Raw genomic sequence first — 10,988 nt, 5'->3', positions numbered from 1 at the left:
TCCGCCCGGGCCGAAGTGCCCGCGCATCCCCCGTCCTGCTTTCCAGAGTGACCTCGTCCGTGCGGTCCGTGGGCCTGAGAGATTCCGGGGAGGAGTTGCTCCTTCGGCGCCCGCCGAGAACTCAGTGAGCACTTCGGAGGACTCTCCCGCACGGGGTCAGCAGCCGTTTGCCAGCCTACCAGCGAGGTCCGAGCCCGAATCTTTGTCCAACTGCTCAAGTGGCCAACACCCGCGATGTGCACTTTCGTAGTGCTTATGGAGCAGTTGTGAACGGTTGCGACCAGTTGGAGGGACCGTGCAGACCGATATCGATCCGCGCAGCCTGATCGGCCGCAAGGCGTACGACCGCAGTGGACGCAAGATCGGAACGGTGGACGAGGTCTACCTCGACGACGCGACGGGCGCACCGGAGTGGGCGGCGGTGCGCACCGGCCTGTTCAGCCGGGACGCCTTCGTCCCGCTCGAACCCAGCACCCTGGTCGACGAGGCGCTGCACGTCCCCTACGAGCGCGCCCTGATCAAGGACGCCCCCGACTTCGGCGTGGGCCGCCACCTCTCCCCGGAACAGGAGCTCCAGCTGTATCACCACTACGGTCTGGACATCGCGGCCCCCGACCCCGGCCCGCCGCCGTCCGACCGCGACTTCGGCCGCCTTGCCAACGGCGACTCCTGACCGGCCGGGGCCCCACCTCCGGGCTCCGCCTCCGCCTCCCCGTCCGCCTCGGTCTCCGCCTCTGTCTCGGTCTCTGTCTCTGTCTTGGTCTCGATTTCCTCGACCGGGGACAGCGGCTCCGCCTTCTCCACCAGGGGCAGTGGCTCCGACGGCGCCAGGCCGGGGTCGTCCACCCTGAAGGTCCGCACCCGCCCCGGCACCAGCGAGGCCGGCGTCTCGAAGCGCACCGTGACCCGCCCCACGCCGCTGCCCTGCACCCATCCCGGCCCGTACTCGGCGTGCGTGACGTCGTGCCCGGCCAGCCACCGCCGCTGGGCCGGGTCCTCCACGGGCTCCGCCTCCGCAGCGGCCGCCGGGGTCTCCTCGTTCTCGGGCTCCTCCTCGGCCCGCGCCTCCGAGGCCCGCTCCTCGGCGGCCTGCGCGAACAGGTCCTCCTGCGTGAAGTCGGCGAGCCCGCTGACCCCCACGCCGAGCAGCCGCACGCCGCCCGTGGTGTCCACGGAGTCGAGCAGGCGCCCGGCGGCCTCCCGCACCACCCCCGGGTCGTCCGTGGGCCCGCGCAACGTCTCGGACCGCGTCAGCGTCGAGAAGTCGTAGCGGCGGACCTTGAGCACGATGGTGCGGCCGGAGTGCCCGGACGCCCGTAGCCGCTGCACACACCGGTCCGCGAGCCGGCCGACCTCGGTCATGATCCGCACCCGGTCGTGCAGGTCCACGTCGAAGGTGTCCTCCACCGACACCGACTTGGTGTCCCGCTCGGCCACCACGGGCCGGTCGTCGTGCCCGGCCGCCATCCGGTACAGCGAGGCCCCGTGCGACTTCCCGAGCAGCCGTACGAGCTCGTCCTCGCCGGCCTCGGCGAGGTCGGCCACGGTCGTCATCCCGGCCCGCCGCAGATGCTCCCCGGTGGCCGGGCCCACGCCCGGCAGGGTGCGCACCGGCATCGGGGCGAGGAGCTCCCGCTCGGTGCCGGGTTCTATGAGCACGAGCCCGTCCGGCTTCGCCTGCTCGGAGGCGATCTTGGCCAGCATCTTGGATCCGGCGAGCCCGACCGACCCGCTCAGCCCGGTGACCGCCCTGATGTCCCTGCGCAGCCGCTCACCGGCCTCCCGCGCCGTGACCGACCCGAAGGCCACCCCGCCGGCCTCCAGGTCCACGAAGGCCTCGTCCAGGCTCAGCGGCTCGACCAGCGGCGACAGCCGGCCGAGCAGCTCCATCACCTGCTCGCTGATCGTGCGGTACAGCTGGAAGCGCGGCACCAGATACGCCGCGTTCGGACAGAGCCGCCGGGCCTGCGCCATCGGCATCGCCGAGCGCACCCCGAAACGTCTGGCCTCGTACGACGCCGTCGAGACCACCCCGCGCGGGCCGAGGCCGCCCACGATGACCGGCTTTCCGCGCAGGCTGGGCTTCGACGCCTGCTCTGCGGCGGCGAAGAAGGCATCCATGTCCAGATGCAGGATGGTCGGCGCGGCTCTCACATCACTGATGCTGCCGTACGCCACTGACAATCGGCCCCGGCACGGCCGCCGGGCGGCTCAGACCGCGCGGTTGCGGCGCCTGGCCAGCTCGTCGGCCGGGTTGTGCCCGACCAGGGTCTCGCCGGTGTCGACACGCTCGCCGTGCAGTTGCGAAAGGGCCGCCTCGACGTCCCGCCACACCACGCCCACGGCGATCCCGAAGATCCCCTGGCCGCCCTGGAGCAGGTTCACGACCTCGTCCGGGGACGAGCACTCGTACACCGTGGCCCCGTCGCTCATCAGCGTCATCCGCTCCAGGTCGCGAAAGCCGCGCTCACGCAGGTGCTGCACGGCGGCGCGGATGTTCTGGAGCGCGACACCGGTGTCGAGGAAGCGCTTGACGATCTTCAGGACGACGACGTCCCGGAAGCTGTAAAGACGCTGGGTTCCCGAGCCGTAGGCCGGACGGACACTGGGCTCGACCAGGCCGGTACGGGCCCAGTAGTCGAGCTGTCGGTAGGTGATCCCCGCCGCCGCGCACGCGGTCGGCCCCCGGTATCCGATCGTCTCGGTACTCGGGTCGGCCGCACTGCTGTGAAGCGGGTACGGCCCGCTCTCCCCCGGACTTCGTCCGGGAGCGCCCCCTGCCGTACCGTCGCCGCTCATTCTCACGCCGACCCTCCGTCCTTGACCTGCCCACTCGACGGTAGGCAGTCACTCGGGGTGCGTCAACGATCGCCACACTCGGCACGCCGAGTGATAATCACCCTGAGAGTGGTTTCCCGTGTCTCTCTTGTGGGAAAGGCTACTCGAATGCGCCGAAACCGCCCCGGCGTACGCGCCGCGCACGGCACCCCGGGGACGGCCCCCGGATCACGCGCATCCGGTGCTCACTGGCTGTTGGTGCCGAAGTCCTCGGGCGAGATCTGGTCGAGGAACTCGCGGAACTTCTCGACCTCGTCCTCCTGCTCGTCCGGAATGGCGATTCCCGCGTCGTCGAGGACCCCGTCACTGCCGTAGATCGGCGTTCCGGTGCGCAAGGCCAGCGCTATGGCGTCGGACGGCCGGGCGCTCACTTCCACACCACTGGCAAAGACCAGCTCCGCGTAGAAGACGCCTTCGCGCAGGTCCGTGATGCGGACTTCGGTCAGCTCCTGGCCCACGGCCTCAAGGACGTCCTTGAAAAGGTCGTGCGTCAGCGGCCGCGCCGGCGCCATCCCCTGTTGGGCGAAGGCGATCGCGGTCGCCTCCCCCGGACCGATCCAGATGGGGAGGTACCGATCGCCTCCCACTTCACGCAGGAGCACGATCGGTTGGTTGGAGGGCATTTCCACCCGGACACCCACGACGTCGAGCTCGTTCACACAGCAACCCTAGGACGTGCTCGGCAGGTTTGGGTAGTCGGGCACCTACAAGATCAGTGAAGCCGGACACCCAGGGCGGTCTGCACCAGTGCCGCATGGAGCCGCACGGACAGCGCCGCGAGCTCCTTCGTGGTGGCCTCCGCATGGGCCCTGGTCTGCGGATTACGGTGCAACCGCAGCGGAGCCACCACCTGCTCGACCAGACCCGCCTCGCGGTCCGCGGCGGCCTTCATGGCGCGCAGATGGCGCGGTTCCAGACCGAATCGCCCCAGATCCGCCACAAGTCGCGCCACATTCACCGACTCCGCGTCGAAGCCGCCCTCGGGCCCGGGCGTGACCAGGCCGTACGACTCCCACTCGGCCAGTTCCGCCTCGGTGACCTCGGCGGCCGCCATCAGCTCCGCCCGGCCCACCCGGGCGGCCGTGGGCCGGTCAGCGTCCTGCTCGCCGAGGCCGTCGAGCAGCTCCCGGGGGCCGCCGGAGGCCGGCAGGGAAGGCTGCTCGCCGCGGCCCAGCGCGTCCAGGTGCTCGCGGATGACCTTGAGCGGCAGATAGTGGTCCCGCTGCATCCGCAGTACCTGGGCGAGACGTTCGACGTCCTCGGCGCTGAACTTGCGGTACCCCGACGGCGTACGCCGGGGCTCCACCAGGCCCTCGGACTCCAGGAACCGGATCTTCGAGATCGTCACTTCGGGAAATTCGTCGCGCAGCTGGTTGAGCACCCCGCCGATGCTCATCAGCCGGCCGCCCGCGGCGGCGGTGCCGGATCCGGCACCGCCGGTCGGTGTCTGCAGCATGAATCTTCCCCGGCCGGGACTCAGAGAGAGCGCTGGCTCGCGTAGAAGACCAGGCGGTACTTCCCGATCTGGACCTCGTCGCCATTGGCCAGGTCGACGGAGTCGATCCGCTCGCGGTTCACGTAGGTGCCGTTGAGGCTGCCGACGTCGGAGACGGTGAAACGCCCGTCGGGACCGCGCCGGAACTCCACGTGGCGGCGCGAGACCGTCACGTCGTCCAGGAAGATGTCGCTCTGCGGGTGACGGCCGGCCGTGGTCAGCTCGCCGTCCAGGAGGAAGCGGCTTCCCGAGTTCGGCCCGCGGCGCACCACCAGGAGCGCCGAGCCCTGCGGCAGGGCGTCGACCGCGGCCTGTGCCTCCGGGGAGAGCGACGGCAGCTGCGTCTGGCCGGTCACCTCGGCGTCGTACGCCTCAAGGCCCGAGATCGAGATGGTCGAGGTGGTCTCGGAGGCGCGCTCCGGAACGACACCGGGCCGCAGCGGGGCCCCGCAGTTGGAGCAGAAACGGCTGGCGGCGGCATTGCTGTGCCCGCACCTCGTACAAACAGGCATGCCCGACATCGACGGATCCTCCTGCCGCGGCGGCACCGCGTGGGCACTGGTGGCATACGGGTCGGAGTCAAACCCTCCACCCGTACTTGAGGTTGACGGTTCTCCGAAACCTATGCGGCCTGCACCCGCGGGGTCAACAGACGACGCGCCCGGAATGTCACCACCGGAACCAGCCACCTCATCGCGGAACAGCGGACGCTCGCCGCCCTGCTCCTCCGCCCCTCCGGGGCGCTGAGCACGGTGCCTGGCGGCGCTGCCGCCGTCCTGGCGTGCGCTCTTGCCGAACAACTTCGCAAACAACTTCACGGGCGATTCCCCTTGACCGAAATAGACCCGCCCGTGGGGCAGGACGAACCCAGAATCAACACACCTGCCGACCCGGACATCCTCACAACGTCCGTATCCGCCAAACAGTTTCCACCACGCACCACTGTTACGAAGCGGCGACCCCCCGCAACCTCCTGCCCTTGTGCGGCAGGTCTCACGCCCACTCTCATCAGTGCGAGGACGACTGAGCGTAGTCAGGCCGCTTCGCGGCTCGCAAGGCGTTCACAACGATCTTCTCCGAGCGGGCCACTGTGGCGGTGGCCTGCTCCTTCTCCAGAGTCTGCACGACTCCACCGGGGATGTTCAGAGCCGGTTCCAGATCCTGCGGCCTGCCGATCACCTTGAAGACGTACGGCGCGGTGACCTTCTTGCCGTCGATACCGATGCCACCGGTCTCGTCCGAGAAGTAGGTGTTGGCCACCACACGGACGTCGTTGATCTGGACCGCCTCCGCCCCTGCTGCGCGCAGCTCCTGCACGGTGTCAAGTACCTTGTCGGACTCGACAGCGCCCTTGGGGTCACTGATCGTCAACGTGATGCCGGGCCCCTGCGCCGCGACCGTGCCGGCCAGGATGCCGAGCTGCTGCTCCTTCTCCACGGTCTGCTTGCGCGCCTCCTCGGCCTGGTTCGAGCTGGTCTCCAGCTCGGTGCGCTGACCCTCCAGACGCTGCTTCTCATCCTCAAGACGCTTCGTACGCGAGTCGAGTTCATCCAGGATCCGCACCAGATCCTCCTGGCGGGCGCCACGCAGCGCACTGTTGTCGCTGTTGGAGCGGACCTGGATGGCGAGGCCGAGGCCGAGGACGAACAGCAGCAGCGCCACGATGAGCTGCGCACGGCTGACCCGCGGCGGCCAGAGCCCCGCGGCGAGCCGCTGGCGCCCCGTCAGCTGAGCCTTCGCCTCGCCTGCTTCGTCCGGCGCGTCGACGGGCCGCTGCTCGTCGCCGTCACCCTGATCGGTGTTCTTCGCGTCGCTCATCGGCCTCAGGCCCTGAAGACGTGCCGTCGGATGGCGGCGGCGTTGGAGAAGATCCGGATGCCGAGCACCACGACCACGCCGGTCGACAGCTGCGCGCCGACGCCCAACTTGTCGCCGAGGAACACGATCAGAGCCGCGACCACCACGTTCGACAGGAAGGAGACGACGAAGACCTTGTCGACAAAGATGCCGTCGAGCATGGCACGAAGCCCGCCGAAGACCGCGTCGAGTGCCGCCACCACGGCGATCGGCAGATACGGCTCGACCACCGCAGGCACCTCGGGCCGGACGAAAAGTCCGACCACGACTCCCACGACGAGGCCAAGTACGGCGATCACGATGTGCCTTTCCCTGTATCGGCCACGCCCTTGCCGGCGCCCGTGGCCATTGGCTTTGCTGTCCGTACGGTCAGGCTCGGCGCCGCCGGGAGACGCACGTCTCCCTCGGCCGAAATGCTGGCCCTGATCCCGTAGTTCTGCTCCAGCACATGCAGGTACTGACCGTCCGCGCTGTCCTGGAAGTCGGTACTCAGCTTCTTGCCGTCCCCCACCGCGAGCACCGTGTACGGCGGCACCAGTGGCCTGTTGTCGACCAGTATGGCGTCGCCCGCGGCCCGGATCGCCGAAAACGATGTCAGGCGCTGCCCGTTGATGGCGATGGCCTCCGCGCCCGACTGCCACAGCCCGTTGACGACGCGCTGCATGTCGCGGTCGCGCACCCGGCCGGTGTCCGCGAAGGTCGTGCTCTCCCGGGGGCGGCTCCCGTCGCCCTGGGCCGTGTCCTTGGCGTCGTCGACGACCAGTTTCACACCCGGCCCGTGCACCTCGGTGGCGCCGGACAACAGCTCCACGAGTTCACCCTGGTCGCCGCCGTGCTTCTCAAGCGCCTTGCGCTGCTGGTCCCCGACCTCGGTCCGCAGCCCGTCGACATCGTTCTGCAGCTTGTCGGCGGCCTTGGTCTCCGACTCGACCCGGTTGATCAGCTCCTGGCGCTCCTTGGCGACCACGGGAGCGGTGATACGGGCCTGCGCGGCCCCGACCGTCACGACCAGGGCGGCAAGCACCAGACCGGCCGCGAGACCCAGCTTGGCCTTCAGCGTGCGCGGCATCCCGGCATCGCCCTCGGCCTTGCGGCGGGCGGTCGCCTCCGCATAGCCGTCGTCAAGCGCGTGGTCCATGACATTGGTCAGCAGCGACATCGACGCGTCGGGACGCGGAGGCGGAGACGGCGTGCTCCGAACGGGGGGCTGCTGCGGCATGCCGCACATCGTCGCACGTCGCCGCCGCTACCACCGAATGGCCCCACCGGTGTGCCGAGCCGCACCTCCAAGCTTGGCCCGGCACACCGCTACAACGTCAGTGACCTGCGCTGTCGACCACTGCGGCCCATTCGTCGAGCAGCGCCTGCGCCGACACGTCGTCCGGCCCCTCGGCCCACAGATGAGTGACGGCCTCGGCCGGATCGGGCAGCACCATCACCCAACGTCCATCGGCCTCGACGACCCGTACGCCGTCGGTCGTGTCCACGAATCGGCCGCCGGCGGCCTCCACGACCCGGCGCATCACCATGCCCTTGACCGCCCACGGCGTCGGGATGTCCCGCCGCAGCACATGCGCCTGCGGTATCCGCGCATCGATCTGGCTGAGCGTGAGCTGGGTGCGTGCGACCAGCCCGATGAGCCGCACGAACGCGGCCGCGCCGTCGAAGACGCTGCTGAACTCGGGCACGATGAACCCGCCACGCCCGTCCCCGCCGAAGATAGTGGACTCTTCGCGGCCCACCCTGGTCAGATCGTCCGGCGAAGTGGTCGTCCACTCCACCTGAGTGCCGTGGTACGCCGCCACCTGCTCGGCGATTCTGGTGGTCGTGACCGGCAGGGCCACCCGCCCGCTGCGCCGCTCGGCGGCGACCAGGTCGAGCATCACAAGCAGCGCCCGGTCGTCCTCGACGATCCGGCCCCGCTCGTCGACCAGCGAGAGCCGCTCGCCGACCGGGTCGAACCGCACCCCGAACGCGGCCCGCGCCGAGGCGACGATCTCCCCGAGTCGCACGAGCCCGGCCCGTCTGCTCTCCGCGGACTCGGTGGGCCGGGACTCGTCCAGACCCGGGTTGATCGTCAGCGAGTCCACCTTGAGCCGGCCGAGCAGGCTGGGCAGCACGAGACCGGCACTGCCGTTGGACGCGTCGACGACCACCTTCAGCCCGGCCTCCGCGATGCCGGTGGTGTCGGCCTTGCGCAGCAGCGACCCGGTGTACGAGTCGAAGACGCTGGAGGGGAACTGCAGATCGCCGATCTCTCCCGGGAAGGCCCGCCGGTACTCCTGGCGCGCGTAGACCCGGTCGAGCTTGCGCTGCCCCGCCTGTGAAAGGTCGGCGCCCCGCTCGTCGAAGAACATGATGTCGACGGAGTCCGGCACACCTGGCGACGTACGGATCATGATCCCGCCGGCGCTGCCCCGCGCGGTCTGCTGCCGCGCGACCGGCAACGGCACGTTCTCCAGATCCCGTACATCTATGGCGCTGGCCTGCAGCGCCGAGATGACCGCCCGCTTCAGTGCCCGCGCGCCGCGGGAGTGGTCGCGCGCCGTGGTGACGGTCGACCCCTTCTTGAGCGTGGTGGCGTACGCACCCGCAAGGCGTACGGCCAGCTCCGGCGTGATCTCGACATTGAGGATCCCGGAAACGCCCCGGGCCCCGAAGAGGTGGGCCTGCCCCCGCGACTCCCAGATCACCGACGTGTTGACGAAGGCGCCGGCCTCGATGGTCTTGAACGGATAGACCCTGACATTCCCCTGGACGATCGATTCCTCACCGACGAGGCATTCGTCCCCGATGACAGCGCCGTCCTCGATACGTGCGGCCCGCATGATGTCGGTGTTCTTGCCGATCACACAGCCACGCAGATTGCTGTGCTGGCCGATGTAGACGTTGTCGTGAACGACGGCCTTGTGCAGGAAGGCACCGCTCTTTACGACGACGTTCGATCCGACGACGGTGTGCTCGCGGATCTCCACATCCGCTTCGACCTTCGCGTAATCCCCGATGTAGAGGGGCCCACGGAGGACGGCGTCGGGATGCACCTCGGCGCCTTCCGCGACCCATACGCCCGGGGAGATCTCGAAACCGTCGATCTCGACATCGACCTTGCCTTCGAGCACGTCGGCCTGCGCCTTGACGTAGCTCTCGTGGGTGCCGACATCTTCCCAGTAGCCCTCGGCGACATAGCCGTAGATCGGCTTGCCTTCCTTCATCAGCTGCGGGAAAACGTCGCCGGACCAGTCGACGGACTTGTCGGCCTCGACGTAGTCGAATACCTCGGGCTCCATCACATAGATGCCCGTATTCACGGTGTCGGAGAAAACCTGCCCCCACGTCGGCTTCTCCAGGAAACGCTCGACCTTTCCCTCTTCGTCGACAATGGTGATGCCGAATTCGAGGGGATTGGGCACACGGGTCAGGCACACCGTGACGAGTGCGCCCTTCTCCTTGTGGAAATTGATGAGGTCGGTCAGATCGAAGTCGGTGAGGGCGTCACCCGAGATGACCAGAAAGGCATCGTCCTTGAGGGCTTCCTCGGCATTCTTGACGCTTCCCGCGGTACCGAGGGGCTTCTCTTCATTGGCATAGGTGAGCTCCATTCCGAGCTCTTCTCCGTCACCGAAATAGTTCCTGACGAGCGACGCCAGGAACTGCACGGTTACGACGGTCTCATTGAGCCCATGCCGCTTGAGCAGCCGTAGCACATGCTCCATGATCGGTCGGTTGACGACCGGCAGGAGTGGCTTGGGCATGCTAGAGGTCATGGGGCGAAGGCGTGTGCCTTCGCCACCAGCCATCACGACGGCCTTCATGTCGGAAACGTCCTCCTTGAAGAGACGACGGTGTGGCCGACTTCGCCCGACCGGGCAGGCCTCTGGCGTCACACGCGGCTGCCGACTCGCCGCCGGGGCCCACTGGTCGCCGAGCTCAATCGGCCGCTATGTCCGCCTTCACCAACCGACGGACCTGAACCACATACAGGATGCCTGCCCACCAATAGAGAGTTGTACCCCATCCGGCGAACGCCCATCCGAAAATCGCCGCAAGGGAGGCAAGCCATCCATGTCCGTCACTGAGCAGCAGCAGCGGGAAGGCATACATCAGGTTGAACGTCGCGGCCTTACCCAAGAAGTTCACCTGGGGCGGCGGATAGCCGTGCCGGCGAAGGATTCCCACCATCACCAGAAGCATCAACTCACGGGCCACAAGGGCAGCAGTCAACCAAATCGGCAGGATCTCCCGCCAGGTGAGACCTACCAGCGTGGAAAGGATGTACAACCGGTCGGCAGCCGGGTCGAGCAGTCGCCCCAGATTGCTGATCTGGTTCCAGCGCCGGGCCAGCTTCCCGTCCAGGTAGTCACTGACACCGCTCAACGCCAACACCAGCAGGGCCCAGCCATCGCTGTTCGGCCCGCCAAAGGCAGGGCGGAGAATCAGCCACAGGAAGAGCGGTACGCCGACGAGGCGCGCCATGCTGAGAATATTGGGGATGGTGAGCACCCGGTCCGTCTGAACGCGAGTCTCCTGGACCTCCACCCGGGGGCCTCCTGTGGGAAATGTGCCGACGATGCCCCCTGACCCTACCGTCAGCGAGAGCCCACGGATGCACAGGGGGTACGAGCACCCGGTCTCACGGACCCCAAATTCCGCCCCAAAATGCCCTGAAACGCGAGAAAGCCCCGCACCGTGACTCCGAAGAGTCTGGTGCGGGGCTTTCCCCACAATTTGTTCGGCGGCGTCCTACTCTCCCACAGGGTCCCCCCTGCAGTACCATCGGCGCTGAAAGGCTTAGCTTCCG

The 10,988-nt window shown here is 68.4% G+C and carries 11 protein-coding genes, 1 rRNA gene and 1 riboswitch; of the genes, 1 reads left to right on the top strand and 11 read right to left on the bottom strand.

From position 1 onward, the window contains the following. Positions 1-52: 52 nt before the first annotated feature. Positions 53-159, bottom strand: a riboswitch (glycine riboswitch). Between the two features lie 136 nt (positions 160-295). Beyond that, a complete protein-coding gene (locus ACWC2B_RS26285) occupies positions 296-673 on the top strand; it encodes a PRC-barrel domain-containing protein (RefSeq protein WP_450720657.1) in 378 nt (125 codons plus the stop codon). On the opposite strand, the gene ACWC2B_RS26280 is transcribed toward ACWC2B_RS26285, so the two are convergent. From ACWC2B_RS26280 to rrf, 11 genes are all read right to left on the bottom strand, one after another. After that, positions 589-2,154 (bottom strand): DNA polymerase IV, encoded by a 1,566-nt coding sequence (locus ACWC2B_RS26280; protein ID WP_450720655.1) that lies wholly within the window; start codon positions 2,152-2,154, stop codon positions 589-591. The two genes, ACWC2B_RS26285 and ACWC2B_RS26280, sit on opposite strands and share 85 nt — an antisense overlap. A 57-nt stretch (positions 2,155-2,211) precedes the next feature. Continuing rightward, positions 2,212-2,799, bottom strand: a complete 588-nt coding sequence (locus ACWC2B_RS26275; protein ID WP_386001939.1) for a MerR family transcriptional regulator — start codon at positions 2,797-2,799, stop codon at positions 2,212-2,214. A gap of 224 nt (positions 2,800-3,023) precedes the next feature. Beyond that, the gene (locus tag ACWC2B_RS26270) at positions 3,024-3,497 is read right to left on the bottom strand and encodes a bifunctional nuclease family protein (RefSeq protein WP_006123076.1); all 474 of its coding nucleotides are present in this window, start codon (positions 3,495-3,497) and stop codon (positions 3,024-3,026) included. A gap of 53 nt (positions 3,498-3,550) precedes the next feature. Then, complete coding sequence (ftsR, locus tag ACWC2B_RS26265; protein ID WP_450720653.1) at positions 3,551-4,294, bottom strand: transcriptional regulator FtsR; 744 nt, start codon at positions 4,292-4,294, stop codon at positions 3,551-3,553. Between the two features lie 20 nt (positions 4,295-4,314). Continuing rightward, positions 4,315-5,259: an FHA domain-containing protein gene (locus ACWC2B_RS26260; protein WP_450720819.1), complete on the bottom strand. Its 945-nt coding sequence runs from the start codon at positions 5,257-5,259 to the stop codon at positions 4,315-4,317. A gap of 82 nt (positions 5,260-5,341) precedes the next feature. After that, the gene (locus ACWC2B_RS26255; protein ID WP_450720651.1) at positions 5,342-6,151 is read right to left on the bottom strand and encodes a DUF881 domain-containing protein; all 810 of its coding nucleotides are present in this window, start codon (positions 6,149-6,151) and stop codon (positions 5,342-5,344) included. Between the two features lie 5 nt (positions 6,152-6,156). After that, on the bottom strand, positions 6,157-6,489 hold the full coding sequence (locus ACWC2B_RS26250) for a small basic family protein (protein WP_031069011.1): 333 nt from the start codon (positions 6,487-6,489) through the stop codon (positions 6,157-6,159). Then, complete coding sequence (locus ACWC2B_RS26245; protein ID WP_450720648.1) at positions 6,486-7,418, bottom strand: DUF881 domain-containing protein; 933 nt, start codon at positions 7,416-7,418, stop codon at positions 6,486-6,488. Before ACWC2B_RS26245 ends, ACWC2B_RS26250 begins: the two co-directional genes overlap by 4 nt. A gap of 88 nt (positions 7,419-7,506) precedes the next feature. Beyond that, complete coding sequence (locus tag ACWC2B_RS26240; protein ID WP_053729715.1) at positions 7,507-10,002, bottom strand: mannose-1-phosphate guanyltransferase; 2,496 nt, start codon at positions 10,000-10,002, stop codon at positions 7,507-7,509. Between the two features lie 115 nt (positions 10,003-10,117). After that, on the bottom strand, positions 10,118-10,726 hold the full coding sequence (locus tag ACWC2B_RS26235) for a CDP-alcohol phosphatidyltransferase family protein (RefSeq protein WP_450720646.1): 609 nt from the start codon (positions 10,724-10,726) through the stop codon (positions 10,118-10,120). A 191-nt stretch (positions 10,727-10,917) separates the two neighbouring features. After that, a 5S ribosomal RNA gene (gene rrf / locus ACWC2B_RS26230) occupies positions 10,918-10,988 on the bottom strand; the annotation flags it as partial.

The sequence above is a fragment of the Streptomyces sp. NPDC001415 genome (genome assembly GCF_053597395.1).
This window is presented reverse-complemented; position numbering and strand designations above follow the sequence as displayed.